A 25,368-nucleotide genomic window follows, 5' to 3' on the forward strand; every position below is an offset into this window, starting at 1 on the left:
GTTCCAGGTGTCTACGGCCCGGCAAGGACCGCAACTCTGACTGCGGACACAGACGTTCGAACTCGCCCCGACAATTGTCACGCACGCCTGCTGGAGCCGGTGTCGACGGCAAACGCGTGGCCACCAGGGACTGGACCTACACCCCCTGGAACGCGACTGGTCCCCTCCAGATCGGCCGCAAGCTCGCCTCCGGCACCTACGGCGAATTCACCAACGGCGCGGTTAGCGACATCCGTATCTACCCCACTGCCCTGCCCCCTGCAGACGCCGCGTCGAGCGGTGACCTGCCCAAGGTGACTCAGCTCGACTGACACCAGGCCGTCACTCAGCACCCCGCCCGCACCTGGAGACCTCGGGTGCGGGCGGGCACCCTCGCTCGCACCCACCACTTGGAATCCATCATGAGACGCAGCACCTTCCTGGCCGCGGCCACGGCGACCGCCCTGTCCGCATCCCTGTTCACGGGAACCTCCCCCGCCCACGCGGACGGCACCACCGGCGGTCCCGTCCTGTCTGACGCCGACGGCTGGGACGAGCCGGGCCTGCTCTTCGTGACGGCGCACTCCGACAGCCCGCTCACGCACATCACGGCCCACTTCTACCCGCTGAACGCACCGGAGGGGACTCAAGAAGCCGGATCGACAGAGGACTTCACCCAGTACTCCGGGGAGGACCCCCGATCCGGAGTCTGGCGGGCGCCGGTGCACCTGGCCGAACTCGGCGACTACCGGGTGACCGTCGATCTCCAGGACGCCTCCGGCGCCACCGTCAACGCGTGCCCACTTCACCGACCCCGAACTGGAGGCCCTCTACGACTGCCTCGCCCCGGCCGAGTCCACCGCGCTGGCCGGCACTGCCGAGGCCGTCGCCGCCCGCGAGAGCTTGGGCTTGGCGGACGACCTCGCCGCGGCGCGCCGGCGCACCGCTCGCGCCACCGCGTCCCGGCCGCGCACCCACGGGGGCGGGCGGCGCCGCGACGACCGGCGCTCGCTGGAGTCCCACGCCTTCACCGTGCTCAGCCGCGAGGCGAGGCACCTGCGCCCGGCTCGGCTGCGGGACCGGGCGCGGGCCTGGATCCGCGTCCTGTACCTCTTGGAGGTCCAGAATCATGCGGGGGCTGGTCAGCTGTCCTGGAAATCCCCATGTGGGTGACCTGCGCTCGCCGCCGGACCGGCTACTGCGACAAACAGGGATCCCCGATCGTCGGCCTTCTCCGCTCGCCCTCGGGGGTGAAGGTCAATGATCCGCGGAACGAGACGCCGCCGAAACGCACTGCGAGGAGCAACGGTTGCGCATGCTCGGGCGGCCACGGTTCGGCCCTCGGTGTGGGTCGACGGCGGCTATCGCCAGCACCTCGTCGAGCATGCAGCCACCCTCGGCATCGACATGGAAATCACTCAACGCAAGCCCGGGACCAGGGGATTCACTCCTATCCCGAAACGGTGGGCGGTCGAGCGGACCTACGGCTGGCTCATGCTCCACCGCCGCCTGGCCCGCGACTACGAAACCCTGCCCACCCACTCCGAAGCCATGATCCACCTCGCCATGACCGACCTCATGGCCCGCCGCCTCACCGGCGAGAACACCATCTCCTGGCGCGACCCGACACCGCACACCAAACGGCAGATTCCGGGATGAAACAACGGGAGAAAACAACCTCTAAGCCCAGTCGTCGTCGTCATCGGGTTTGGGTTCTCGGGTGTAGGCAAGGTCCAAGACGTACCGCTCGGTGACGGGGCAGTTGTTCCAGGCTTCGGTGAGCCACGTGTCGGGGGCGTCGTCGGGGAGCTGGGAGAGGGTGGTGTCGTAGTAGGCGCCTGCTGCCTGCCGGTTGGTCCACCAGGCGTGGCCCTCGTAGACGCCTGGGCGGGGAAGGACAATGTCGTCGGGGGCGGGGCCGCGGTCGAGCTGGCCGATTACCAGGATGCCCGTTTCGGACTCGAGGCTGATGCCGACGTGACCTTCGGCGTCGGTCGGCGGCTCAGGTGGGGTGTCCCAGATGCGGATGGTGATCTGGACAGGCATGTCGGGTTGCAGGCTGAGGAGGTACAGGTGGTAGCCGTTCCCTGCCACCACCTGTACCTCGGCGGCGTCCAGGGCGGCTTCGTCGCCGAGGAAGGCATCCGCGTCGTAGACCTCCAGGACGCGGCGGCCGGGGGTTGCGGTGACGTTGTGTTCGGCGAGAAGCGCCATGGCCGGTCGGAGCCTTTCAGCTAGTTCGTGATCTTCACGTAGAAGGGGTCACCGTTCAGCACCCGGTTGAGTGTGTACACCGCGTTGAGGTACTCCCCGCCCTTGCGGTTGTCCGGGCCGTCGATCAACCGGACGGAGAAGCGGTCGTCGCCTTTGGTGGAGCCTTCCTCGGTGGAGGCGAAGGGGTACTCGTCGCACTCCAGGCCGCTGCCGGTGTAGTCCCCCCAGACCTTCTTGCATTCCTGGATGGATTTCTTGCGGTTGGCCTCGATCTTGTCCGGATCAATGATCCGGTGCAGAGGTTCTTTCGCCCCTGGCACCGTCTTGCCGGGCCAGGAGGGGAAGGTCCGCTCGGGTTGGTTCAGGGCATCGTAGATGTGGAGGGCGCTCTCCTTGGCCTTGGGATCTTTCTGGCTCATGACCAGTTCTACGCGGGCGGCGGTGAAGACGGTGCCCTTGTACTTGCCTGCCGGTTTGCCGGCGTAGTCGTAGCGGACGCTGGAGTGGTAGTTGTCGATGCCGTCGCTGTAGGGGGCCGTATTGGGCGAGCCGGCGGTCAGGTCCATGACGACGGTGGAGTACACGCGCTGCTGGTTGCCCTGGTCGAACAGAGGTCCCCTGTCGGGTGAGGTGTAGGTGAGTGCCCACTGGGGGGTACGGTCCCACTCGCCGAGCAGTTCGTCGCGTTCCTTGGTCTGCGGCTCGGTCACCTGGGGGTTCGGGTCGCTGGAGGAGGCGTTGATGCTCTGGCGGAAGTGCTGGCCGACGCGCCATTTCGTGGCGTCTTCGGTGGGGATGGGCTGGACCCATATGTTCTCGATGCTGGCGACGTAGTCGACGCGGCGGCTGCCGTCGTAGGAGAAGCCGAGGATCCACTGGTCGAATTTGAGACGGCCGAGGCTGGTGGTGCCTCTGAAGTCGCGCAGGAGTAGGTCGTAGGGGCGTTTCTGGCAGCTTTCGAAGCGGGATTTGATCCAGCCTGCGGTGGCTTTGGCCTGGGCGGCGTGGCTTGCGCACTGCTGCTTCAGGTCCGGGTCCGGGTCGGGGGGAGCCGGGGCGTCGGCGGCCTTCCGGGCGAGGCTGGAGCCGTGCGTGTGCAGGTAGTCCTTCAGGGGGACGAGCTGGTCGAAGCCTTGCAGCTGTTCTGCGGGAACGGAGGCAGCGTCGACGAACCCGACTGATGCGGGTGGGGTGTCGTCCGCGGCCGGGGCGGGGTGGGCGCCTGTGGTGACCGTGGCGAGCAGGGCCAGGGCGGTGGCAGTGACAGCGCCGCGGGCCAGGCGGGCCAGAGTGATCGGGGTGTTCACCTGAGAGCTCCTTGCATGCGGGCGAGGGCGGGGAGATGTCCACGGATGCCGGTGGCGGCGTTCATGAGGCATCGCAGAGGTCACCCCAGCAGGCCTCCAGCAGAGTGCCGGTGCGTGCGGAGTAGCGGGCGGTGAAGCCGTCGAAGCGCTGGTCGGTGTGGTGCAGGCCGGGGGTGGAGTGCGTCGAGGTCACTGCCCAGGCGCCATCGCTGCTGCCGTCGCCCTCAGAACGGCTGATCCGGGGTCCGGCCGGCGGGACCGGCGGGGCAACGGTGAGATCGGCGGCGGGGACGTCGAAGGCAGCGGCCGCCTGGTCTCGGATGCCGGCGGCCGTAACGTCCACATCGGTCGGTGTGTCATCTGCAGCATCGTCGTGCTGCAGGGCGGCGGCATTGCAGATCCGTGCGGTGGTGACGCACTCGGACAGGCCGGGTACGGAGGTCAGACAGGTATCGGGGTCGTTGTCCATGCAGGACTGCAGGGCTTGTTGGTCGACGCCGTTGAAGGTGGCGGGCAGGCTGGCGTCCGCGACTGCCGCTGTAGCAAGAGCGACGGCGTGCTGGCGAGGCTTGCTCAGCGTCCACTGGGTGAAGTTCGTGCCGTCGGTCAGTTTGGTGGTGAAGCAGTTGGGCGGCCTGCTGCTCGAGCTGCACGCGGGGAGGGTGACGGACTTGGCCACGTTGCGCGTGGCCACTCTTTCCCACACCTTGTTCCCGGTCATGTACTGCATGCGGTTCGAGATCGGCGGAACGTCGATGTACTGGGGGCCGGTGACCTCGAGCCCGGCGTCGATCCGGTTGGTCGCGCCGCCCAGCACCTTGAGCTGGCCGGTGGTGGAACCGACCTTGTTGAAGTCGTACAGCACGTCCCACTGGTTGCCGTGGTCCTGACGTACGGTCATGTAGGTGTGGTTGCGCTTGTTCGGCTTGTTCGGATCGACTCCGGCCGTGATGGCCTTGGTGCGTCCGCCGCTGTTGGTCAGCTCCGTCCAGCGCGGTCCGTAGCTGTTGGTAGTCCTCCCCGTCTTCTGCGCGTAGAGGCCGAGCTCGATGTTGGGCCCGTCCGGGCTGCTCGAGGTGTTCGGCGTGACCCGCAGGTAATTCGATGCCTGCACGGTCGCAGAGCCGGTGTCCGCGTGATCGAACGTGATCGGCACGTTCCGCCAGGTGGCGAACCCGCCGATCATCGGCTCCCCCGGTTCGCTACAGGTCATTGCCCAGAACGTGATGCGGGCGCTGTAGAGAAGACTGCAGGCTTGATTGGGCGCGCTGGCACTGGCCGGCGCAGCGCCCCCGAGAACAGTGAGCATGGTGGCACCGGCGCACGCCAGAGCCAGTTTCCTCGCGTGTGAACGCGACAAGATTCCCCCTGGAACGATCAAGAATGGTCACAAGGGAACCTATAGTCGAATATTCGTAACTCGCCTGTTCGGAAAGCAAGTTGACTCGAACCGAGCCATGAGTGACGTCACATCAAAAATGACAGCCCAGAGAGCAACCTCATCCTCTATCTCACGTCCCGCGCACCAAGTGTTCCGCTGCGGCAGGCAGAGAATGCGTGCGTGCCGCAGCGGCGGTTCGCCGGAAGCAGGGCCGGCTGGGGCTCTGCCCGACCTCCAGGATGTGTTCGCGGCGCAGCCGCGGCTCGGGGCATGAGTCCGGGGATCAGGAGACGCGCGGCAGGGTGGTGGCGGGGCGGATCACGTCGGGTCCGAATTTGGCACGGATGCGGTCGCTGACTTCTTCGGCGACCAGGCGGGCCTCGCGCGCGTGGTCGAGACTGATCTGTTCGGCGACCTGACCGGCGTCGATGAGGTCTTCGGCTTTCAGGGTGATGCCGGTGATCCGGCCGCGTTGCAGGCCGGCCGCGTCGATGAGCCGGTAGGCGGCCGTGCGCAGGTCGTCGTCGTGCGCGGACGCCTCGGCGAGGCGGCGTGTCTTGTCCCAGCTGGTGCCGCCAGCGAAGCGCAGGGTCAGGCCGCGGGCGGCCTGGTCGCGGCGGCGCAGCCGGAGGGCGAGGGTGACGACCGCGTCGAGGAGGGCGGCGCGGACGGTAGCGCCGTCCAGGATGTGCCGGGGGAAGGTGCGGTGGACGCTCGCGGTGGCGGGCAAGGCGCGCGGCGTGACGGAGCGGGGGTCGATGCCACCGGGCCGGTCGGCGGCCTGCCGTCCGGCCCTGCCTCCCAACAGGCGCTGCACCGTGGCGGGCGGGAGGGCGGCGAGCAGGCCGATGCAGTGGACACCGTAGTCGCGCGAGCTGTGCGTCCGTCTCCAGGCGTTCCAGGACCGCTACGACCAGGCCGTGGCGGAGGGCGACGCGGACGGGCTCGCCGGGCTCTGTGCGGGCAAGCATGGCCGCTGGGGGCGGATCTGCGTCCTGCCCGGCGGTTACGAGACCTCGATGGAGGAACCGCACTGGGGCCGCAACAGTGAGGGCCGGCCGATCGCGTGGGTGGGCAGCGCACCCGACGAGTGGTGAGCGGCTGTGAGAGCGGCGGCAGAACCCTGGGGCGCTGGGCGGCCCGGGGTCTCTTCGCTGCCAGAGGCCGCCGACATCGTGCCCCAGCCGCTCTCCCCTGGCACCGCGGCAAGCTCCCCGCCCTGGCCGCATCTGGCCCCAGCGCCGATGCGGATTTATCGGTGCGTCGCTGTCAGTGCCCGCTCGTACGCTGTTGGCCGGCGCGGGCGCGCCGGAGCATGGAGGCGTTCATGGCACGACAGCTGACGTATGAACAGCGGATCGCTTTGATCAACAAATGGAAGAACCCTCCGGGTGCTTCTGAACAGCTCCGGCTGGAGCGCGCCGAGCGCATGGTGAAACAGGCAGTGCTCCGACATGAGCCGTTCCAGGGGCTCGACATCACGGTGGCGTCGAAGGGCTCGTACGCCAACAACACCAACGTCCGTGGTGACAGCGACGTCGACATCATGGTGAAGCTCAACGACCCCTTCCATACGGAGGGGCTGCCGGCTTGGTGGTTTGGGCAGCCGGCCGGCTACGCGGGGCCGTGGACTCGGCAGAAGCTTCGCCGGGAGGTGGAGGAGGCGCTCACCAACCACTTCGGCTCGGTAGACACGGACCAGAACCTCGCCGTGTACGTTCCGGAGGTTGTGGGCAGCCGTCCCAGCATCGACGTGGTGCCGTGCTTCAAATGGGTGGCCTACGACACTACGGTTCCCGGCGGCGAATACGTGGGCAGCGTCGTCTACGGGCGCAACGGCGAGCGTGTCATCAACTGGCCCGAGCTCCAGATGGTCAACGGCCGTACGAAGAACACCAACACCAAGTACCGGTACAAGTTCGTGGTGCGGGTGCTGAAGAACGTCGAGAACGACCTCGCCTCCGAGGGCGTGATCAAGGCCCTTCCGTCGTACTTCTCCGAGTGCCTGATCTACAACGTCCCGGACGACGTCTTGCGCCTCGATGGCAGCCTGGACGCTGTGGTCCGCGAGAGCCTGCGGCAGGTCTACGGGCAGCTCACGGGAGCCTGGTTCAGCTATCTGCGCATGGTGGAGCCGAACGGGATCAAGAAGGTGTTCGGCGAGGGCCAGAAGTGGACCGAGAAGGACGCGCGCGAGCTGATCAAGCGCGCGTGGTACTACCTCAACTACGAGGGCTGACGATGAACACCGCGACCACCATCCGCACCGGCGCCACCATCGCCGCCACCCTCTACACAGGCATCCTCGTCGTCCTGGGCCTGTACCCGTCCGAGTTCCGGTACCTCTTCGCGTACATCCCGGCCCTCGTGGGCTACGGCACCGTCGTGTTCGACAAGTGGGCCTGGCGCTGGCCCGTCATCCACCGCTTCACCGGCCGTGCCTGGGTCACGGGCACCTGGCGGGTAGTGCTTGTCCCGAGCCCGGAGAGCCACATCCCGGAGGGAGGAAACCGGGGGCCGATCACCACGTACATGACGATCGAGCAGACCTTCTGGAGCCTGCACGCCACGCTCCGCACGAAAGAGAGCACCTCGCGGTCGAGCAACGCCACCATCGGCGCCCCCGAGAACTCGGGAACTGCCGAGATCGGATTCCTGTACGACAACACGCCCCGCGTGGAACACCAGCCTCGAAGCCCGCGGCACGAAGGGGCCTGCCGGATCGCGGTCACCGGCCTCCAGCCCAAGGCCGCGACCGGGCACTACTACACCAGCCGGTTCACCGCTGGCGACATGGACTTCACCCTGCTCAACCGATCCACCGACTACGGCACCTTCGCCGAAGCTCGGGCCGCCGACCCGGCGCCCACCAGCAACTGAAGAACAGCACGAAGCGGGCCCTTGCCGAACGTCTATGGTCAACCGGCAAGCTGATGCAACGGGGCCCCCGAGTGCGCGTTGCGCCTCGGGGGCCCCGGCGCCCTGCCTGCCGGTTCAGGCGGCATCGAAGTCGTGCGGGGGTCCGTCGCGCCACTCCACCCATAGCGGATCGTCCAGGACAGCCTCGGGCTCCGCGACGCCGGCGCTTTCGAGAAAGACGACGAGATCGTGGTCGCTGTAGGCGATACCAAGAATCTGGTCCCGGCCGTGGCTGTGCACAATGACTCTCCGGCCGCCCGTACCTGACGCCCGATGCACGACGATCGGCGCTCCGCTCACCCTTCCAGCCTGCTCCCCATCGATCCATGAGGCGAACCAGCCCAGGACGACACCCAGCCTTAGACGATGTCGCGCACGCACAATCCCATCACCGAGCGCGGCATCTTATGGTCCCGGGCCGACGGCGTCTGTCCGGGCCCTGGCCTCGCGCTTTCACGAGGTGGGTTGTCCGATGCGGAATTTATGCCTGATCTCGGTAGTCGCCTACAAAGCCAGTCCTCACACGACGAGCCTGCTGCGGGTGTCTCCGCCCCTGCCGCGGAGAATGGTGCCCGCCTCCGCGAGGAGGCGGTGGATGAATCCGTACGAACGCCCGGTGCGTTCCGCGAGCGTACGGATGGACGCCCCGCTCTCGTACGCCTTCCTCAGGTCGGCGGCGAGCTCGCCGCGCGCTTCGCCGGTGATCTTCCTGCCCTTGTCCATGAGCTTTGCTCCTTCGCCGCGTTCAGGAAGATGGATCGTCCCGCACAGGTCTGGTGGCGTGCGGCGGATCGGCGACTTCGGGCGGTGATGGCAACTTCGCGCCGGCCCCGGCGTGACGCCGCCGGTTCAGGGCGGGCGACCGGAATGTTCTGCTTCAGGCGGCGCCGACAGATGTCGAGCGCCGTCTGTGCCCACGCTGCCAGGCTCAGCCCGGCTCGCCGTGCTGCTCGCGTTTAGGTGCCGCCTGGCTCGCCCGGCAAAGACCACCCAGGGCCTGGGCCTGGCAGCCTCACAAGGCCTGGTGGCCGACTGCGTCGCCGTCCGGGTCGTCGGCGAGTGCGACGGCCGCGGTGATCCGCTTGCCCACCGGCTCCCGCAGGACGCAGAAGGTCTGACACACCGCCATCACGAGCTCCAGGCCGTGCTGACCGATCCGCTCCGGGTCCGCTGCCAGCACCGACGGCAGCGTGATGCTGCTGTCCCACACACTCACCTGAACGGCACCATCCTCGACCTGAAGCGTCAGCAGACGGGGGCCGGGGGCGTATTTGCGGGCATTGGTCACCAGCTCACTCACCACCAGCTGCACCATGCCCATCGCACGCGCCGACACCGGCAGCCCATGCACAGCCTGAAGCGACGTAAGGAAGTCACGGGCCATGTCACGGGCCTCGGCTATCTCGGCACTGCCCTCGAACGCGGCGGAGACAGCTATCGGAGCATCCCAGAGCGGCCCCGGGCCCTCATTTTGGGCAGCAGAATCCACGGATTCGCCTTACTTCCGAAGCACAGGGACTTACCCACCTCAGCTACCCCAAAGCCCCAACTCCATCCAGGCAAGATCGCCGCACATCCGGTAGGCGCGACATATCAGCCCAGACCGACTAAAGAACAGTCGATGGTGCGGAGCCTGCGTACCGCGTCGACCCGTTGCGTGGATCAGAGAACCGAGACGCCGGACTCGATACACGAGCCAGGGCCGCGCATCTGCTGCGCGGCCCCGACCGCGCCTCTGGCATCCTGCCGACGCGCCGGACAAGTACAGACGTCCGTTGGCCATGTCGGGCGGTACAGGTTGCCGGGCAGCCGAGCGCGATACCCGCCGGCGGGTACCGTCAGGCGGGGCTGATGTTCTCGGCCTGCGGACCCTTCTGGCCCTGGGCGACGTCGAACGTCACGATCTGGCCCTCCTGGAGCTCACGGAAGCCCGAGGAGTTGATCGCGGAGTAGTGCGCGAAGACATCCGGGCCGCCGCCGTCCTGGGCGATGAAGCCGAAGCCCTTCTCCGCGTTGAACCACTTCACAGTTCCCGTAGCCATGTCTCATGCCTTCCAGTCGATGAACGCCTCCCACTGAATGGGGAAGGCGGAGGTGATCGCCCTGGTCCCTGCGGCACAGCACAGCAAAACGCCCACACCAAAGGCGTGGGCAAAGGGAACTTCCGAACCACGACAGCTGACGCAAACGCTACACGCCCACACGCCCCGTCACCAGAGGAAATGATCACGCCGCACCCCAAGACCCCGAGACCCAGAGCGGGCTATGGTGCCCGCCGGTGCGGCGGGCACATTTATCTCACGCTGCAGCCGCTGGATCTGACAATTCGGCGGTGAGCCGGTGTTCGGCGTTGATGCGCTGCGCTTCTTCGAGCTGGTCTTCGAGGATGATGATGCGGCAGGCGGCCTCGATCGGGGTGCCCTGGTCGACGAGTTCCCGGGCGCGGGCGGCGATGCGCAGCTGGTAGCGGGAGTAGCGGCGGTGTCCGCCCGCGGAGCGCAGCGGAGTGATCAGGCGGGCTTCACCGATCGCGCGCAAGAAGCCCTGCGTGGTGCCGAGCACCTCGGCGGCCCGGCCCATCGTGAAGGCGGGGTAGTCGTCGTCATCGAGACGGCCGAACGAGTCGTCTGCTGTCACTTGCACCTCTCTGTGGAACGCGTGGAGGGGCCCTGGCGTTGTTGCCGCCAGGGCCCCGAAGGAACTGCTACACCATCTGCCGGCCCTGATACTGCACCGGCCTTCTCTTTCCGCACCAGCTCACGGGGGGTGAGAGCCTGTGCGGGGATCGCGGTTGCTCGACCGGAGACCACCTCACTATCGATGTCCTGCGGTACCCGGGCTCAGCATTTCCGCCCGGGCGATCCTGATGGCGCCTCGCTCCTCCGTTTCTTCCCTCTGGGATCAATCACTTACCTACTGCTGGCACTGCGTACTGCTCTGTGGCCTGTGACAGCGCCACTCTCCGGCAGCCAGCCCCGTCGCCCGTCCTGCGAATGCTCTGGCTTAGAACCCCACTGCCGAACCTCCCGGTGCGCGCGCCCGCAGCCGACGCCTTCACCGAGGAACCACTCACATACCTTCACTGCTGGATCCTGCGAACTGCACTTGCGGGTATTGCCACTGCATCAACTGCGGTTCTGCCCACGGCGGCCCCTGATCACTGCGGGCCACCCGGTCCGGTTGTCAGTTCCGTCGCCGTCCTGCAACCACCCTGGCTTCGAAACTCCACCACCGCACCGCCCTGCGCACTGCAACTGCATGCACTGCTCCCGGCAGTTCGTGTCTGCCGGGCCCTGCTGTCCCTCTGGGCTACGAGAGAAACCATAGCCAGACGATCTCCCAATGTCTACTCCAGCCAACATAGATTTCTGCGTAGTCGAGGATGAGGTAATCGACCCCGAACAGCGATGGGGGCGGGAGTGGATCCGGGCGAGCGGGCCGCAGTCCGGGCACCACCCCCGGGCAGGCAGGACCGGGGACAGGCGATCCAAAGACCAGGGAGACCCGATGGACACGAAGACCGTCAACGTCGCAGCCCTCGCTCCGCGACGTCCGTCGCCGGCGCACGCGAGAGCGCCCGGGACTTCCTCGACGGGCTCGTTCCGGCGATCGCGGCCGGGGCCGCCGACACGGTGGTCCTGGCCGTCCCGGGTCCGGGCAATATGCGTGAGCGGCAGGACGAGGCCTTATTGCCGCCGCCTGTCCCGCCTCGCTCGTTGACCCGGCAAAGTCACCTTGACCGTCACACCCCGGAGGCACGCATGGCACGTCAAAAGCCCGGCTCACAGGTGAGGATCACCATGGCAGCCTGGTTCCAAGAAGTCGTCGGAGACCCTTGCCAGCTACCCCCCGAGCGGCTCAAAGGCAGACAACTCGCCCTCCTGCACGCGATGGAGAACGGCGGGCCCGAGACGATCCGGGAGCTGATCGAGTCCTGGGGCCTGGTCTGGAAGGTCGGCCAGCACGGCGGCCTCACGGTCGACGTACCGGACGACACCGGCTGAGCTTGTCCTACCTTCTAAGCTCGTGACCTGGGCGAAGAAACACCTGAACGTGACGCTCAAGACCATCAGCCGGCCGAAGGAGCTGTCGGGTTCGTCATCCTGCCCCGCCGCTGGGCCGTTGAGAGGTCGCTCGCGTGTGCATGCCCGTCGTCACGCCCGGGACTACGAACGGCTCATACAGCACTCGGAATCTTTGATCACCTGGGCCGCGATCACCCTGCTGACCAGGCGCATCACCCGCCGGTCCTCTCGCAGAAGCGGACAGCCCGCCTCCCGCCAGGCCCAAGGGGACTGATCCTCTCGGAGACGGTGGTCACCGTCTCCTCCCAGAAATCCCCGGTACCGGGTCCGCACCCCACTCTTCCACGAACTCCCGTGATCTGGCCGAGAGTTCACCTGCTGAGCCGCCGCATCAGTCTGTCCTGGTTTTGTTCACGAGACCGACAGCACCTTGCGCGTCGTGAGTGCCTCCCTGACGGTTCAGCGGGACAGGCCGACTGCGCGGGAGATGACGGTGTCGAAGGTCCGGTCGGACACGACGCGACGCAGGGCGATGAGGGGGCGCGCGCCGAAGCCGGTGGCGTAGCGGGTCCTGGGGCGGCGGGCGGTGACAGCCTTGCCGATCGCGTCGGCGATGACCTGGGGCGGGGAGTTGCGTTTGGTGTTGGCTTCGGAGCGCAGGGAGGAGGCCACGGCGTCGGCCTGGTTGGCGTAGGCGCCGGCGGTGGAGGACTTCTTCAGCTGGTCGGCGGCGATGGCGCCCCACTCAGTGGCGATGCCGCCGGGTTCGACGACGACGTCGATGCCGAAGGGCTTGGCCTCCAGGCGCAGGCAGTCGCTGAGGGCTTCGAGGGCGAACTTGGTGCCGTGGTACCAGCCGCCGAGGGGGGGTGTAGATCTTGCCGCCCATGGAGGTGATGTCGACGATGGTGCCGGAGTGCTGGGCGCGCATCTGCGGCAGAACGAGCTGGGCCAGACGCATGGCGCCGAAGACGTTGACCTCGAACTGACGGCTCGCCTCGTCCATGGGGACGTCCTCGATGGCGCCGGGCGGCCGTCGAAGGTGATGTCGAAGGCGTTCAGTGCGGTCTTCCAGCGCATGGTCCAGCGGACCTGGCCCTTGCCAGTGGGGTCGAGCGACATGATCGCCATGTAGACGCGCGTCAACGCGGCCTGCTCGTTGGGGAAGTGTCCGCGGGCCTTGACCGCCCGGCGGATGCGGGCGTTGACCGACTCGATCGCGTTCGTCGTGCAGACGATGCGGCGGATCTCGGTGTCGAAACGGAGGAACGGGGTGAACTCTTCCCATGCGTTCTCCCAGAGCCGCACGATCGCCGGGTACTTCTTTCCCCAAGTGTCGGCGAACTCGGCGAACCGATCGAGTGCGGCCTCTTCGGTCGCCGCGGTATAGACGGGCTTGAGGACACGCGCGATCTTGTCCCAGTCCTGGCGGGCGGCATAGCGGAACGAGTTCCGCAGCAGGTGGACCACGCAGGTCTGCACGATCGTCCTGGGCCAGACCGTTTCCACCGCCTCGGGCAAGCCTTTCAGGCCGTCGCAGACGAGCATGAGGACGTCGCTGACGCCGCGGTTCTTCATCTCGGTGAGGATGTGCAGCCAGTGCTTGGCGCCCTCACCGCTGTCGCCGGCCCACAGTCCCAGGATCTCCCGCCGGCCCTCGGCGGTGACCGCCAGGGCCACGTAGATGGGCCGGTTGGCGACCGCGCCGTCACGAATCTTCACGTGGATGGCGTCAATGAAGATCACCGGATAGACGGCGTCGAGCGGGCGCTCTGCCATTCGGTCATGCCCTCGAGGACCTGGTCGGTGATGGTCGAGATGGTCTGGCGGGGACCTCGGCGCCGTAGACCTCCGCGAGGTGGGCCTGGACCTCGCCGGTGGTCAGGCCCTTGGCGGACAGCGAGATGACCATCTCGTCGACGCCGGTCAGGCGCTTCTGCCGCTTTTTGACGATCTTCGGCTCGAAGGAGCCGTCGCGGTCGTGGGGCACGGTTATCTCCACCGGCCCCACATCGGTCAGCACCGTCTTGGAGCGTTTGCCGTTGCGGGAGTTGCCGCCGTCCTTGCCCGCCGGGTCGTGCTTGCCGTAGCCGAGATGGTCGGTGATCTCGCCCTCCAGAGCGGACTCCAGCAGCGGCTTGGTCAGCCGCTGCAGCAGCCCGCCCTCACCGGTCAGCCGCAGCCCCTCGGCCTGGGCCCGGCCCACCAGCTCGTCGATCAACTGGTCGTCCAGGGCCTTCACCGACACAGCCTTCACGGGCTCGACAGCTTCGGACTCGGACACGTTCTCACTGGTCATCGATGCATCTTCCATGATCGGGAGTTACACCGAACGTCTTACAGTCCCCCACCTGGTCTATTCGAGTGGCATTTGCCAGAAGGTGCGTCTTTTTTAGGCAGTGAGGTACAGATTCACTCTAGGATGCGACTTGTATCCGCATAGAGCCAAGGAAAGGGAAGAAAATGTCTGAAGATCTGGGAAAGGTTCTCGCCGAACTGAAGCCTTCCGACGTGGCGATCGACCGCACCGGACGTATCGTCATCAATAACCCTGATCTGGCTAAGCGCGTGCGGGAACTGGGGGCTGACGCCCCGATGGACAGCGGTAACGGAAGCGACTGTAACCACAACTGTGCCCCGGAAGAGCTTCCCCAGTAGTACGTACTCTGCAAGGCAAAAGGAAGACGATTTCCCATGAAGCAGGCAGAGGCGGGGCGCGATACAGGGATGTCGAGCGCCGAGCAGGATCGCATGTTTTCCCTGCGTGACGATGTCCTTCATCTCATCTTGCTACCTACAGAGCAGTGCAATTTTCGCTGCACATACTGCTACGAAGATTTCTCTGTAGGGCGAATGAAGCCTGAGATCATCCAAGGGGTTAAGCGGATGATCGATAACCGCCTCAGCGACCTTCGCCGCCTGAAAGTTTCTTGGTTCGGCGGCGAGCCACTGTTGGCCATTAGCGTGGTTGAGGATATTTCCAGCCACATTATGACTGCATCTCGGGGTACGGGACTGGACTACAGCGGGGACATCACAACTAACGGCTACCTGCTCGACGGCGCGATGTTGGATCGCCTGACTCCTGTAGGAGTTCGCGATTTCCAGATCAGCCTGGATGGCCCCGAGGAACTACATGACCGCACCAGGGTGCGAGCCGATGGGCGTGGATCGTTCGAGCGGCTTTGGCGAAACCTATTGTCCATTCGAGACAGTGACGCGCCTGTTAAGGTTTCATTGAGGGTTCACGTTACTCCTGACAACCTTTCCGCTATGCCGGATTTTCTTGCACGGCTTCGGGACGTTTTCTTGGGTGATACGCGGTTCTCGGTCAATCTCAAGCCGGTGGCTCACCTCGGGGGTCCGAATGATGCCACTACGGAGATCCTCGACAAAGGGACTCGAAGGCAAACGCTTTCTCGCCTGAACGCGATCCTTCACCCGGAGAAAAACGAGCCTTCTCGTTCGGATGGTCACGCATGCTATGCGGCCCGCCCCAACTCCCTAATGATTCGCGCAAACGGCATGCTGGGAAAGTGCACGGTGTCGCTGACTGACCCAGCTAATGATTTGGGAACACTGAGGCCCGATGGCACACTGGACGTTCGAAACGACCGGCTTCAACCTTGGTTGCGAGGTTGGGGAAACGGCGATCGACAGGCCCTTCGCTGTCCCGCTGACGGGTTTACATTGCGTGCACCTGAACTTTTCCAAATTGGCCCAAAGCCGGGTAAGGATGCCTAATAATGTCGAAGTGGTCTTCTAATCCTTCGAAGCCATCCTTGCCGTCGCGCGAGTTTTTGCGCCATCACGAAAGATTGCTTCGTCCACCCCTGGAAAAGTGGACGCTGCGATTGCATAGAGAATTGAATGGGTTGAACGTGGCATCGGCCACTGAACCTGAAGAATTCTCTAGCATTTCATCTTGCTTGAATAAGGCAAGCTTTGCGGTCGCCTCGGCGAGGTGTTTTGATAAAGCACTGCAGATGTGTGAATACCAGCTTGCATGGGTTGCGCAGCGGTTCACAGAAAATTCGGACGCAAGGATTCTCGGCCATGCGATCCAGCCTTGGATCAACATCGGGCGCCTACATGTGCTTCGTGGAGATCTGAACGAGGCGCTGCCACATTTCGTCCTTGCTGAACACCTCGCCGATCTGGAGCCAGCAAGACTGGGTCCTTGCTTTCTGTCATCCGACGCATGGAAGACCATTCTAGCTGAAGGCCCATCAGCACTGCCAAGCATTCTATGGAACGTATATACCCTGGAGACGCTAAAGGGCTATCTGAGGGTGAGGGACTTTGCAGGCCTGCGATCCGCCATCTCGCGATCTCGACGCATCGTGCCGACAAAATCTCACGGTTTCATTACCGAAGGTGAAATCTTGGGGCTGCTTCACCAAGGTGATGCAGAAAAAGCCGTAGCATGTGCAGTCGATGCATCCTTTGCTTCCCCATTCGATGAAGCAGCCTACGGCCTGCACGAAGTGACTGGGCTTATCATGCTCGGTCGCACCAGTGAAGCGCTGCACCGTGCAAAGGGTATTGTTACTTTCCTCTCCTATGTAGAGCCTCAGCGCCCCAAGGATTCGCCGACAATTCTTCGTCAGCTCAAGCAGGTGAGTGTTTTGATGGAGGCGCTGGGAGAGTCGCAGTACGCTCTTGCTACTATCCTTCGTGGACTGGACGTCTGTAACGATTACGAGGATGAACCACTGCAATTCTTCTTCCTGAGTTCAGCTCTTCGCCTGGCTCCGGGGCACCCAGAATCCCCAAACTGGGTGCGCGAATATGACTCTCTCGGCAGACACAGTCTGTACGCTGAGGTGCGCTCTGTGCGTGAGGCCGATTCGGACCTGCAGGGCCCGTCACCAGTCCTCGACCTTTTTCGCGCTGTCGAGGCTGTTGCATTGGACAATGAAGTTGGATCTCCCGCGCTCCACCGTTCCCTGGCTCCATTTGATTAATGCCTACTGAGGTTGAACTCGGGTTGCCGTAGCTGGTGACAGAGCTTGATCCCCGCAGTACGTCGTTGTCATGAGGTATGCGCAGGGCGGGGGCCTGATCGATGAATGCAGGCAGTTCCGCGAACGCGTCCGGCTGAAGGCCGCTGAGGGGTTCGTCCAAGGTGAGCCGAGCTCGGTGATCGCGAAGGAGTTACGGGTCAGCGTCCGGTCGGTGCAGCGATAGCGGCGGCGGGACCATGGCGGTCCGAGGGCCCTGCGGTCGGCGGGTTCGGCCTCGCTGCTACGGCTGAGCGAGGCGTAGTTCGCCGTGTTGGAAGCGGAACTGGCCAAGGGGCCGGTGGCGCACGGCTGGCCGGACCAGCGGTGGACGCTGTCGATGACGCTGCCGGTTGTCCGCACCTCGGCCCGGTGTAGGTCCGAGTGTGGGAACACGTCAGTCGCGGCCGTGGATCGTGTCGGATGAACTGTGGTCGCTCATTGAGCCGTTGCCGCCCGAGCCGGCGCCGAAGCTGGTCGAGGACAGACCGCGAGTGCCGGACCGGCAGGCCTTGTGCGGGATCCTGTTCGTGCTGCATACCGGCATCCAATGGGAGTACTTGCCCCAGGAGTTGGGCTTCGGCTCGGGCATGACCTGCTGGCGGCGCCTGGCCGTGTGGAACGAAGCCGGCGTGTGGATCAACTGCATCTGGTGCTGCTGAGAAAGTTGCGGGCCGCGAAGCAACTGGACTGGTCCCGGGCGGTGATCGACTCCTCCCACGTGCGGGCCGCTCGACGGGGCCCCAAAGCGGACCCAGCCCGGTCGACCGCGCACGACCGGGCAGCAAGCACCACGTCGTCACCGACGCCCAGGGCATCCCGCTCGCAGTGTCACTGACCGGCGGAAACCGCAACGACGTCACCCAGCTTTTGCCCCTGATCGACAAGATCCCCGCGGTTTCCGGCGTCGCCGGGCGACCCAGACGCCGACCCGATGCCCTGCTGCCGACCGCGGCTACGACCACGACAAGTACCGTCGGCTGCTGTGGCAGCACGGCATCCGCCCACCGGAGCATCCAGCTCCACCGCCTCGAAATCGACCCCGCCGACCCCGATGACGGTGTGGTTCCGCTTCATGGAGGAGTCCCTGATCGCCTCGCCCCTAAGGCAGCAATACCTCAAGGTTCGCCGGGCGCGGCAACTCGATCACCCGAGGGCGTGAGGGCGGTGTGCCACAGCGGTTGACCAGGCAATAAACCGTGCGGGCGGCCCAGTTGCGACGCTCCTGCGGCAGGCACACGCTGGTGGTGTCGGCCCGACAGACCTGACTTCCCATGCGCCCCGATGACAGCTCGACCGTATCCGTACACAGGAGGCGAACCATGTCGATCATGTCGGACCCCACGACGGTGGATGGGTCGGTGCGGCCCGTCACGAGGAACGATTTCGAGGAGCCGACACAGCAGCAAGCCAAGCAGGGCGGCACCGTGGAAGCCGTGCTCGTGGAGCGGGACGCCAAGGACTTGGCGCAGCTCAGGACTCGCGTGGAACGGCTCGAGGCGCGGACCGTGCTGGAACAGGCCGGTCCGGCCGTGGGGACGACGGTCAGCGGGCGCTACAGCAGCGGAGGTGTCGGGACACTACTCGAACTGCGCGTCGACGTGGACGGTTCGCGGCCCATGATGCGGATCAGCGGAGACTTCTTCCAGGTCAGCGGAGCGACCACGAATCACGTCGGTTCGTTCGTCGTCGACGCGCTGACCGCCACCTCCACAGAGACCTCGGTAAAACTCACCGGACGGGGAAGGTTCAGCTTTCCCGTCCTGTCCCCACACGTCGAAGTAAAGATCCCCCGGAGCACGACTGCTACGCCCCACCCGGGCCAGGCCACCGTGCGGTTCTCCACGGACGGCGGGGAGCCCAGCGCGAGTTACCTGTGCACCTTCGTCTCACCGCACTTCCGCAGCGTCAAGCTGGAACAGGACTCGGTGGCGGGAGCGGTCCCGTTCGTCTCGTACAACACAGGGTCGCTGCCGCAACCGCCGACAAGCCCGGCACGTGTCCTGACCGTGCCGGCCTCGTACGCGGAGGCAGGGATCGAGGTGCAGATCGCTGGGACTCCCGACGTCATCCCCACCGACACTGCGGGCTCGGACTCAAGGTGGAATGACGCGGAGTTGCACAACGCCATGGTCAACCACTTCAGCCTCTGGCGGGACGTCCCCCAGTGGCAGGTATGGCAGCTGGTGGCCACCTCGTACGTCGACGACGGTGTTCGAGGCATCATGTTCGACGCCGGCGGGACCTTCCAGCGGCAGGGCTGCGCGGTGTTCTACGACGCCATCAAGGGCGATGACGCGGCCAACCAGCGGGCGCAGCTGCGCACGTACGTCCACGAACTCGGTCACGCCTTCAACCTGTTGCACTCCTGGCAGAAGAACTTCGCCGACCCGCCCCAGCCGCTCGGCCCCAACGGCGGTCTCGGGGACCTGTCTTGGATGAACTACGTACAGAACTACCAGCCGTTGCCGCCGGCGCCCGGCGGGCCGGCCGCTTACTGGGCGGCGTTCCCCTTCCAGTTCACCGACGCGGAACTCGTGCATCTGCGTCACGGCTTCTACCGTGACGTGATTATGGGCGGCAACCCGTTCGGTGTGGGGGCGGCCGAAATCGACGTGGGCCTCTTCGACGACCCGGTCGTCGACAACTCCGGCCTCACGCTGGAACTGCGCTCGGGCGGAACCTTCCGGTTCGGCGAGCCGGTCGTCGTCGAACTCAAACTCGCCACTACGAACCTGCGCGGATGCACCACACATGGACGTCTGCATCCCAAGGACGGCCTCGTCACCATCGCCATCCGCACCCCTTCGGGCGAGACCAGAACATACAGGCCCTCGCTGCTCCGCTGTGCGGACCAGGAGATCCGGACGGTTCTGGACGCCGACCGGCCTGCGATCTACGAAAGTGCCTACATCGGGTACGGCAAGGACGGCTTCTACTTCCAGCAGCCCGGCCGATACCAGCTGCGGGCCGAGTACTCGGCCGCGGACGGCTCCCGGGTGCTCTCCCAGGTCCATCAGCTCACGGTCCGCGCACCCCGTACCGATGCGGACGAGGATGTCGCCGAGCTGCTGTCCGGCGACGAGCAGGGCACGCTGCTGTACCTACGGGGCTCCCCGGCCGAGACCCTCAGGACGGGGAACGAGGCTCTCGACCAGGTACTGGACCGGTACCCCGACCACCCGCTGGCCGTCTACCCGCGCTTCGTCAAGGGCTTCGGTGCCTCGAGGGACTTCAAGGACCTCACCGCTGGCAGAGAGCTGCGTACCCGTCGTGCCAACACGGACGAGAGCATCGCGCAGCTCAGCAAGGTGGTGGAATCCTCGGTCGGTGAGGGGGGTGTCGACAACATCACTCTCAATCAGGTGATGCGGCGGCTGTCCAGGGTGGAGGCCGATGCGGGCGATACGCGACGGGCGACCGAGGTGATGGACGAGATGGTGGGCATCTTCCGCCGCAAGAACCTCAGTGACCACGTCATGCGGGACATCGAGGCCCAGGCCAACCGGACCAAGGAAGAGAACACGCGCCGGTAGGGCCGGAGGAAGCCCTTCATGTCCCAGTCCACTCCCTCCGACAGTGAGGGCGGCGGCCGGGCGGCCGCCGCCGTCCAGCTCGTCCTGCGTGCGGCGGTGGGCCTGCACTTCGTCGGCGAGCCGGTTCCCATCGAAGTGGAGCTGCGCAATGTTAGTGACACGGACGTGTGGATCGTCGGTGTACTCGACGGTTCCGAGGCGGGGATACGGTTCCCGCACTACGGCAGTTCGGTTCTTTACAACGGGCAGGCGGTCGCCGAACCCTGGGCGGAGGATCCCCTCGTCGGCCCGTTGCTGCGGTCCCACTTCCGTCGGCTCTCCCCGCACGAGGGCTTCGATCCCACGACCGGAGAAGGGGGTGCCGGCCTTCCCCTGACCGTCTTCACGCAGTTCCGGCCCGCGGCAGAAGGCCGGTATCAGTACCGGCTGACCTTCTCCACCGAGAGCACCCGTCCTGAGCAGTGGTTCGGACGTTTCGGGCAACGTGACGACGAACGCGACGTCCTGCTGGACCTGATCAGCCGTGTGCCGCGTCGCGTCCTGACCGCCACGACCGATGTGACGGTACGGACCTGATGCGTGCTCCTTCCGCAAACCGGTGCCGGAGCGCACGCATCACAGCACGGTTAGCGTGATTGATCGCCCCGCTGTACGGCCGTTGGTTCTTTTCGTTGCTCGTCGAGGACGGCATCGCCCCGGCCCCGCCCTCCACGAGCGCGGCGGTCGGCATCGGCGCCGGAATCAGCTCCCTGGTGACCCTTTCCACCCGAGAAAGGTCACCGCACCGAGGTTTGAGCGGCGTGAGCACAGCTGGCCCGCGCCCAGCATGAGCTGTCGCGACAGGTGGTACTAGCATGAACGCAAAACAGCGATCCGGGCCGGATTGCCAGCGGTGACATATACAGGCGACGAGACGACCCCTGACACGCTCAAGCTGTACATGACGCTGTACGTGCAACGCATGCGTGACGGCGATGCGGACGGACTGTCAGACCTGTCCTGGCACCACCAACGGTTCGCACGCCGCGACGAGGCAGCCGGCGCCCGCCGGGTCATCCGTACCTACGGAAAGGGCGCAGCGGGCACGGTCTCCATCGAGTTCACCGCCGAGGACCCTTACAACGTCCGCGGCGGATACATCCACTACCGCCGCACCAACCAGACGGAGCCTTTCACCGTATTCAAACGGAACGGTCTGTGGCTGTTCGGCATCGGCTCGGACTGAAGCACGTCGCATAAGTCCACAAGGGGTACGACGACACCGACATCGCCGACAAGCTGAACCTCACCCACGCCACAGTCGGCATGCGCAAGACCCGCCGCTTAGGCAAGGCTCTGTACGACGCGGCCCGTCAGCGGCGCAGCTGGCTCCCCGAGCAGAGCAGCTCCATACCAAGGCCGGCGCCGCAGCGGCCGCATACGCTCCAGTCTTCGGGCTCTCGCTTTTCGCATCGTGCGATTGGTTGGCACCTTCGACGCTAGGGACTAGAGCCCGACCCAACTTCGGCGCGGCGGTGCGCAGCGGAGGACCCGGCCTGCTTCAGCGCGTACCCGGCCGCTGCCAGGGTCCGGCACGGCGTGAACAGTCCCGGTTCCTCCACCAGCCAGCCTCGCTCGACCAGCCGTTCAGCTTCGACCAGAAGCCTGCCACCTTGCTCTTGTCCGTTGACAGACCCAGCGCGGCACACAGGGGATGCGCCCGCATCGGGTGCTCGCTTCTTGGAGGACCTCAGCATGGAAGGGGCGACGTTAACGGGATCTCGCACTGCGGGTGGGCGAGCACGAGCAGGAACTGACGGCCTGCGCTCAGCCGACGCCCGCGGTGTCCGCGAAGAATGCGGGGCTCCGGGCCCAGCGGCCGGGGCCCGGTTCTCCGGCGCACTCGCCGCGACGTGGCTGCACCCGAAGGTGCCTATTTGGTACGCGACTTCCGGTACTCCTCAACCACTATGTCGGTCAGCTCAGCCACCGACGTCTCCGACGTGCGCTTGTCGAAGGTGATCTCGCCGTGCTGAAGCAGGTTGACCCGGTCGCAGACTTCGAAGACCTGGGCGTAGTTGTGCGCGATGATGATGACGGAGACCTCGCCGCGGTCCTTGAGGTCGTTGACCAGGTCGAGAATGAGTGCGCCTTCCTTGGCGCCCATCGCGGCCAAGGGCTCGTCGAGGAGGAGGACCCTGGCCTCGGAATAGACCGAACGGGCCACGGCGATGGCCTGGCGTTGGCCGCCAGAGAGCTTGGCGACCTCGACATCGACCGACGGGATGTTCACCCCCATCTCGTCCAAGTGCTCCTGGGCGATCCTGCGCATCGCACGGTTGTTCAGCAGCCGGGTGAGGCCGGTCTTCTCCCGGTTCAGGAACATGTTGTGGTAGACCGTCAGCTCGTTCACCAGCGCCAGGTCCTGGTACACCGCGTCGATGCCGAGCGAGCGGGCGTGGTCGACTGACTTGAGCGTCACCTCGTCGCCGTTCAGGAGGATGCGGCCGGCATCGGGCCGGTGGAAACCGCAGAGGATCTTCAACAGGGTTGACTTTCCCGCGCCGTTGTCACCGACAAGGGCGAGTACCTCACCCTTGTCCAGGCGCAGGTTCACGTCTCGTAGCGCCGTGACCGCGCCGAAGCCCTTGACCATGTGCTCCACGGAGAGCGCCGGCGCCGGTGTCGTCCCGCTCATCGGCGGCCTTCCCTTCGCAGTCCGGCCAGGTGCACGTTGAGCACCATGGACAGGATGATCGCCGCACCGAGGATGATGTTGAACGGGTTGGCGTTGATGCCGATGAAGTTGAATCCGTTGCGCAGCTCCGCGAGGACGAGCGCGCCGAGCAGCGCTCCGACGACCGTCCCCGATCCGCCGGCCAAGGCTGTACCGCCGATGACTGCGGCGGAGACGGCGGTGAACATCGGGGACGCGCCATCTGCACCTGCAGAGGTCGGGTCGATCGAGTCGACGCGGAAGGCCTCGAGGATTCCGGCAAAGGCGCCGAGGGCGCTGGTAGCCATGAAGTTGCCGAACTTGATGCGGCCGGTTCTGATGCCGGCTTCGCTCGCGCCGAGCGGGTTGCCGCCGGTTGCGATCGTATGCAGGCCCCAGCGCGAGCGGGTGAGTACCACGTGGAAGTACGCGACGATGATCAGGCACCAGATCAGTTCCGACCAGTCCGACTGCCCGAACCATCCACGCACCCCGTGCGCAGCCTCGGGAATCTGTGCCGGGTACGCGTGCGACGTGGTCAGCATGATGCCCAGGATGAGGAAGAGCATGCCCAGCGTGGCAACGAACGACGGTACCTTGAGGACGACCACTACGAAGCCGTTGGCGAGGCCGATGACGGCGCCGGCCAGTATCGAGCCGATGATGGCGATGATCGGGTACGTGCCGTAGTAGTCGATCATGTAGTGCATCAGGAACGGCGAGAGCGCGAAGACGGCGCCCACCGACAGATCGATTTCCCCGCTGACCAGCAGCAGCACCATGCCCGCTGCGATGATCGCGTACGGCGCAGTCTGTTGGGAGAGGTTGACCAGGTTGCTGCGGGCCAGGAAGTCGGAGTTGTTGGCCCAGAAGTACAGCAGCAGGCCCACCGCGACGATGAAGATGGTGGCCTCGCGGCGGATGACGAACGCCTCGAAGGCGAGGCGCAGCGGGCCGTGCCGCCTTACCGGCGGGGTGCCGGCGGGGGTCTTCCCGCTGGTCGCGTTCTGCACGGTCCGCTCGCTCATGCGTGTCCTATGGCGCCGGAGCGCTTGATCAGCTGTTGCCTCGTGCTGGAGCCTTCGTACCGGGTCTTGGTCTGCAGATACGGGTCGACGTTGTCCTTGGTCACGAAGAGCAGGCCGGTGTCGGTGACACTCGGGATCACCAGGCCACCGGATAGCTTGTACATCCACAGGTACAGCACGCTCAGGAAGCCCTGCAGATAGGGCTGTTGATCGATGGTGAAGTCGAGGTCACCCGCTTTGATCGCGGTGAGGGTGTTCGGGTTCAGGTCGAATCCTCCTGCGACCACGCCCTTCTTCTTGAGGCCGTACTTCTTCACGACCTTCCCGACGCTCTCCGTCGAGCCCGCGTCGACCGCGAACAGGCCCTTGAGGTCTTTGTGTCCGCTGGCATACGCATCGATGGTCGACAGTTCCTGAGGAAGCTCCGCGCCGCTGGCGATCGACTTGAAGTTGATCGACTTGCCGGATGCCTCTATCGCATCGGTGGCCCCGTCGATGCGCGGCTGGATGTTGAGCGCGCCCGGGGTGGCGATGAACCCGACTGCGTCCCCGCCGGAAGGCATCACCGAGGCGATTCGGCGGCCCAGCTCGACCCCGGACTGGTAGAGGTCCTGGCCGATGTAACAGAGCCGGCTTGTCCCCGGATCGCCCTTCGCGCCGTCCGCGTTGTACGAGACGGTCGGGATTCCGGCGTCCAGGGCTTTGTCGACGGGCGACTTGAAGGCGTTCTTGTCGACGACCGCTACCGCGATACCATCGGCCTTCGCGGAGACGGCCGCGGACATGGTGCTGACCATTTCCGGGACACTCGAGTCTTTCGAGCCGGTCCACTGGAACGAGGCGCCCAGGAGTGCGCAGGCATCTGCCGCGCCGTATTGCGTCGGAGTGAAGAACGGGTTGGTCGTGACGTGGTTGACGAACACGAACCTCCACTTCGGGGTCTTGGGGAAGTCGCCGACACCGTCGCCAGGTTTGTTGTTGTCGCTCTTGTTGTCGGCTGAGCAGGCGGACAGTAAGGCGGCCGCGGCAGCCGATGCGCTCATCATTCCGGCGCCGCTCAGCAGCCGCCGCCTGGCCAGCCCGTTCAGGCCGAGCGTGTCGACGGCCTGTTCCACCTGCGGATCGATCTTCTTCATGATCACTCCGGTGCGCTCGGTCCAAGCTGCCCGATATTTCGAACGGCGTTCGGAACGTTTGGTGGAGGTGAACGTAGAACTGGCCCGGTGGGTCGTCAAGGCTCTCAGCGGGCTACGGTTTCGCCAACATTCGTCCGTGGATCGA

At 65.5% G+C, this 25,368-nt stretch carries 25 protein-coding genes and 4 pseudogenes; 14 read left to right on the plus strand and 15 right to left on the minus strand.

The genetic code is table 11. From position 1 onward, the window contains the following. Window positions 1-74 precede the first annotated feature (74 nt). Complete coding sequence (locus ACFXGX_RS18390; RefSeq protein WP_384791835.1) at window positions 75-311, plus strand: LamG-like jellyroll fold domain-containing protein; 237 nt, start codon at window positions 75-77, stop codon at window positions 309-311. Between the two features lie 457 nt (window positions 312-768). On the opposite strand, the gene ACFXGX_RS18395 is transcribed toward ACFXGX_RS18390, so the two are convergent. Further along, entirely contained in the window at window positions 769-1,002 is a 234-nt protein-coding gene (locus ACFXGX_RS18395) for a hypothetical protein (protein WP_384791838.1), read from the minus strand. 321 nt (window positions 1,003-1,323) lie between these two features. Here ACFXGX_RS18395 and ACFXGX_RS18400 point away from each other — a divergent pair. Beyond that, window positions 1,324-1,638, plus strand: a pseudogene (locus ACFXGX_RS18400) (transposase); the annotation flags it as partial. 21 nt (window positions 1,639-1,659) lie between these two features. Here the strand turns inward: ACFXGX_RS18400 and ACFXGX_RS18405 are convergent. The 4 genes from ACFXGX_RS18405 to ACFXGX_RS18420 all read right to left on the minus strand — a co-directional run bounded on the left by ACFXGX_RS18405 (window position 1,660) and on the right by ACFXGX_RS18420 (window position 5,686). Beyond that, window positions 1,660-2,193: a hypothetical protein gene (locus tag ACFXGX_RS18405; protein WP_384791841.1), complete on the minus strand. Its 534-nt coding sequence runs from the start codon at window positions 2,191-2,193 to the stop codon at window positions 1,660-1,662. A gap of 20 nt (window positions 2,194-2,213) precedes the next feature. Beyond that, a complete protein-coding gene (locus ACFXGX_RS18410; protein WP_384791844.1) occupies window positions 2,214-3,500 on the minus strand; it encodes a NucA/NucB deoxyribonuclease domain-containing protein in 1,287 nt (428 codons plus the stop codon). A gap of 61 nt (window positions 3,501-3,561) precedes the next feature. Then, window positions 3,562-4,809, minus strand: a complete 1,248-nt coding sequence (locus ACFXGX_RS18415) for a hypothetical protein (protein ID WP_384791847.1) — start codon at window positions 4,807-4,809, stop codon at window positions 3,562-3,564. Window positions 4,810-5,164: 355 nt separating this feature from the next. Continuing rightward, complete coding sequence (locus ACFXGX_RS18420; RefSeq protein WP_384791850.1) at window positions 5,165-5,686, minus strand: hypothetical protein; 522 nt, start codon at window positions 5,684-5,686, stop codon at window positions 5,165-5,167. Between the two features lie 115 nt (window positions 5,687-5,801). Here ACFXGX_RS18420 and ACFXGX_RS18425 point away from each other — a divergent pair, with 115 nt between their 5' ends. The 3 genes from ACFXGX_RS18425 to ACFXGX_RS18435 all read left to right on the plus strand — a co-directional run bounded on the left by ACFXGX_RS18425 (window position 5,802) and on the right by ACFXGX_RS18435 (window position 7,761). Beyond that, entirely contained in the window at window positions 5,802-5,978 is a 177-nt protein-coding gene (locus tag ACFXGX_RS18425; protein WP_384791853.1) for a hypothetical protein, read from the plus strand. A 230-nt stretch (window positions 5,979-6,208) separates the two neighbouring features. Continuing rightward, window positions 6,209-7,120 carry a nucleotidyltransferase domain-containing protein gene (locus ACFXGX_RS18430; protein WP_384791856.1) on the plus strand — a complete coding sequence of 304 codons (912 nt, stop codon included), beginning with the start codon at window positions 6,209-6,211 and terminating at the stop codon, window positions 7,118-7,120. 2 nt (window positions 7,121-7,122) lie between these two features. Beyond that, window positions 7,123-7,761, plus strand: a complete 639-nt coding sequence (locus tag ACFXGX_RS18435) for a hypothetical protein (RefSeq protein ID WP_384791859.1) — start codon at window positions 7,123-7,125, stop codon at window positions 7,759-7,761. A gap of 114 nt (window positions 7,762-7,875) precedes the next feature. Here the strand turns inward: ACFXGX_RS18435 and ACFXGX_RS18440 are convergent, their stop codons facing one another. The 5 genes from ACFXGX_RS18440 to ACFXGX_RS18460 all read right to left on the minus strand — a co-directional run bounded on the left by ACFXGX_RS18440 (window position 7,876) and on the right by ACFXGX_RS18460 (window position 10,437). Then, window positions 7,876-8,100 carry a hypothetical protein gene (locus ACFXGX_RS18440; RefSeq protein WP_384791862.1) on the minus strand — a complete coding sequence of 75 codons (225 nt, stop codon included), beginning with the start codon at window positions 8,098-8,100 and terminating at the stop codon, window positions 7,876-7,878. Window positions 8,101-8,319: 219 nt separating this feature from the next. Continuing rightward, entirely contained in the window at window positions 8,320-8,523 is a 204-nt protein-coding gene (locus ACFXGX_RS18445; RefSeq protein ID WP_384791865.1) for a helix-turn-helix domain-containing protein, read from the minus strand. A 289-nt stretch (window positions 8,524-8,812) separates the two neighbouring features. Then, complete coding sequence (locus tag ACFXGX_RS18450; protein ID WP_384791869.1) at window positions 8,813-9,289, minus strand: ATP-binding protein; 477 nt, start codon at window positions 9,287-9,289, stop codon at window positions 8,813-8,815. Window positions 9,290-9,638: 349 nt separating this feature from the next. Then, the gene (locus ACFXGX_RS18455; protein WP_384791872.1) at window positions 9,639-9,842 is read right to left on the minus strand and encodes a cold-shock protein; all 204 of its coding nucleotides are present in this window, start codon (window positions 9,840-9,842) and stop codon (window positions 9,639-9,641) included. A gap of 256 nt (window positions 9,843-10,098) precedes the next feature. Continuing rightward, the gene (locus tag ACFXGX_RS18460) at window positions 10,099-10,437 is read right to left on the minus strand and encodes a MerR family transcriptional regulator (protein ID WP_384791875.1); all 339 of its coding nucleotides are present in this window, start codon (window positions 10,435-10,437) and stop codon (window positions 10,099-10,101) included. Between the two features lie 1,163 nt (window positions 10,438-11,600). On the opposite strand from ACFXGX_RS18460, the gene ACFXGX_RS18465 reads away from it, so the two are divergent. Continuing rightward, window positions 11,601-11,804 carry a hypothetical protein gene (locus ACFXGX_RS18465; RefSeq protein WP_384791878.1) on the plus strand — a complete coding sequence of 68 codons (204 nt, stop codon included), beginning with the start codon at window positions 11,601-11,603 and terminating at the stop codon, window positions 11,802-11,804. Between the two features lie 13 nt (window positions 11,805-11,817). Beyond that, window positions 11,818-12,045: pseudogene (locus ACFXGX_RS18470) on the plus strand (IS5/IS1182 family transposase); the annotation flags it as partial. A 525-nt stretch (window positions 12,046-12,570) separates the two neighbouring features. Here ACFXGX_RS18470 and ACFXGX_RS18475 read toward each other — a convergent pair. After that, complete coding sequence (locus tag ACFXGX_RS18475) at window positions 12,571-12,831, minus strand: SDR family NAD(P)-dependent oxidoreductase (protein ID WP_384791952.1); 261 nt, start codon at window positions 12,829-12,831, stop codon at window positions 12,571-12,573. Between the two features lie 23 nt (window positions 12,832-12,854). Further along, window positions 12,855-14,124, minus strand: a pseudogene (locus ACFXGX_RS18480) (IS256 family transposase); the annotation flags it as partial. Between the two features lie 164 nt (window positions 14,125-14,288). On the opposite strand from ACFXGX_RS18480, the gene ACFXGX_RS18485 reads away from it, so the two are divergent. The 7 genes and pseudogenes from ACFXGX_RS18485 to ACFXGX_RS18515 all read left to right on the plus strand — a co-directional run bounded on the left by ACFXGX_RS18485 (window position 14,289) and on the right by ACFXGX_RS18515 (window position 21,589). Continuing rightward, window positions 14,289-14,483 carry a hypothetical protein gene (locus ACFXGX_RS18485; protein ID WP_384791881.1) on the plus strand — a complete coding sequence of 65 codons (195 nt, stop codon included), beginning with the start codon at window positions 14,289-14,291 and terminating at the stop codon, window positions 14,481-14,483. A gap of 36 nt (window positions 14,484-14,519) precedes the next feature. Further along, window positions 14,520-15,569 (plus strand): radical SAM protein, encoded by a 1,050-nt coding sequence (locus ACFXGX_RS18490; protein WP_384791884.1) that lies wholly within the window; start codon window positions 14,520-14,522, stop codon window positions 15,567-15,569. Window positions 15,570-15,571: 2 nt separating this feature from the next. After that, on the plus strand, window positions 15,572-16,792 hold the full coding sequence (locus ACFXGX_RS18495) for a hypothetical protein (RefSeq protein WP_384791887.1): 1,221 nt from the start codon (window positions 15,572-15,574) through the stop codon (window positions 16,790-16,792). 422 nt (window positions 16,793-17,214) lie between these two features. Then, a pseudogene (locus ACFXGX_RS18500) lies at window positions 17,215-17,835 on the plus strand (IS5 family transposase); the annotation flags it as partial. Between the two features lie 315 nt (window positions 17,836-18,150). Further along, entirely contained in the window at window positions 18,151-20,364 is a 2,214-nt protein-coding gene (locus ACFXGX_RS18505; RefSeq protein ID WP_384791890.1) for a hypothetical protein, read from the plus strand. Window positions 20,365-20,382: 18 nt separating this feature from the next. Continuing rightward, window positions 20,383-20,940, plus strand: coding sequence for a hypothetical protein (locus ACFXGX_RS18510; protein ID WP_384791893.1), 558 nt, complete (start codon window positions 20,383-20,385; stop codon window positions 20,938-20,940). A 316-nt stretch (window positions 20,941-21,256) separates the two neighbouring features. Further along, the gene (locus ACFXGX_RS18515) at window positions 21,257-21,589 is read left to right on the plus strand and encodes a hypothetical protein (RefSeq protein WP_384791896.1); all 333 of its coding nucleotides are present in this window, start codon (window positions 21,257-21,259) and stop codon (window positions 21,587-21,589) included. Window positions 21,590-22,276: 687 nt separating this feature from the next. Here the strand turns inward: ACFXGX_RS18515 and ACFXGX_RS18520 are convergent. From ACFXGX_RS18520 to ACFXGX_RS18530, 3 genes are read right to left on the minus strand one after another with little or no spacing between them, the layout of a single operon-like run. Beyond that, entirely contained in the window at window positions 22,277-23,041 is a 765-nt protein-coding gene (locus ACFXGX_RS18520; protein ID WP_384791898.1) for an ATP-binding cassette domain-containing protein, read from the minus strand. Then, on the minus strand, window positions 23,038-24,087 hold the full coding sequence (locus tag ACFXGX_RS18525; RefSeq protein ID WP_384791901.1) for an ABC transporter permease: 1,050 nt from the start codon (window positions 24,085-24,087) through the stop codon (window positions 23,038-23,040). Before ACFXGX_RS18525 ends, ACFXGX_RS18520 begins: the two co-directional genes overlap by 4 nt. After that, a complete protein-coding gene (locus tag ACFXGX_RS18530; RefSeq protein WP_384791904.1) occupies window positions 24,084-25,223 on the minus strand; it encodes a sugar ABC transporter substrate-binding protein in 1,140 nt (379 codons plus the stop codon). The genes ACFXGX_RS18525 and ACFXGX_RS18530 overlap by 4 nt, the downstream gene beginning before the upstream one ends. Window positions 25,224-25,368 lie beyond the last annotated feature (145 nt).

The organism is Streptomyces sp. NPDC059371, from assembly GCF_042751995.1.
GTDB lineage: Bacteria > Actinomycetota > Actinomycetes > Streptomycetales > Streptomycetaceae > Streptomyces.

Coding starts and splice junctions, on each gene's coding strand:
- ACFXGX_RS18405 (WP_384791841.1), bottom strand. CDS start 2,193: ATGGCGCTTCTCGCCGAACACAACGTCACCGCAACCCCCGGCCGCCGC.
- ACFXGX_RS18445 (WP_384791865.1), bottom strand. CDS start 8,523: ATGGACAAGGGCAGGAAGATCACCGGCGAAGCGCGCGGCGAGCTCGCC.
- ACFXGX_RS18485 (WP_384791881.1), top strand. CDS start 14,289: ATGTCTGAAGATCTGGGAAAGGTTCTCGCCGAACTGAAGCCTTCCGAC.
- ACFXGX_RS18435 (WP_384791859.1), top strand. CDS start 7,123: ATGAACACCGCGACCACCATCCGCACCGGCGCCACCATCGCCGCCACC.
- ACFXGX_RS18505 (WP_384791890.1), top strand. CDS start 18,151: ATGTCGATCATGTCGGACCCCACGACGGTGGATGGGTCGGTGCGGCCC.
- ACFXGX_RS18530 (WP_384791904.1), bottom strand. CDS start 25,223: ATGAAGAAGATCGATCCGCAGGTGGAACAGGCCGTCGACACGCTCGGC.
- ACFXGX_RS18510 (WP_384791893.1), top strand. CDS start 20,383: ATGTCCCAGTCCACTCCCTCCGACAGTGAGGGCGGCGGCCGGGCGGCC.
- ACFXGX_RS18490 (WP_384791884.1), top strand. CDS start 14,520: ATGAAGCAGGCAGAGGCGGGGCGCGATACAGGGATGTCGAGCGCCGAG.
- ACFXGX_RS18455 (WP_384791872.1), bottom strand. CDS start 9,842: ATGGCTACGGGAACTGTGAAGTGGTTCAACGCGGAGAAGGGCTTCGGC.
- ACFXGX_RS18415 (WP_384791847.1), bottom strand. CDS start 4,809: ATGCTCACTGTTCTCGGGGGCGCTGCGCCGGCCAGTGCCAGCGCGCCC.
- ACFXGX_RS18520 (WP_384791898.1), bottom strand. CDS start 23,041: ATGAGCGGGACGACACCGGCGCCGGCGCTCTCCGTGGAGCACATGGTC.
- ACFXGX_RS18465 (WP_384791878.1), top strand. CDS start 11,601: ATGGCAGCCTGGTTCCAAGAAGTCGTCGGAGACCCTTGCCAGCTACCC.
- ACFXGX_RS18430 (WP_384791856.1), top strand. CDS start 6,209: ATGGCACGACAGCTGACGTATGAACAGCGGATCGCTTTGATCAACAAA.
- ACFXGX_RS18495 (WP_384791887.1), top strand. CDS start 15,572: ATGTCGAAGTGGTCTTCTAATCCTTCGAAGCCATCCTTGCCGTCGCGC.
- ACFXGX_RS18525 (WP_384791901.1), bottom strand. CDS start 24,087: ATGAGCGAGCGGACCGTGCAGAACGCGACCAGCGGGAAGACCCCCGCC.
- ACFXGX_RS18475 (WP_384791952.1), bottom strand. CDS start 12,831: ATGGACGAGGCGAGCCGTCAGTTCGAGGTCAACGTCTTCGGCGCCATG.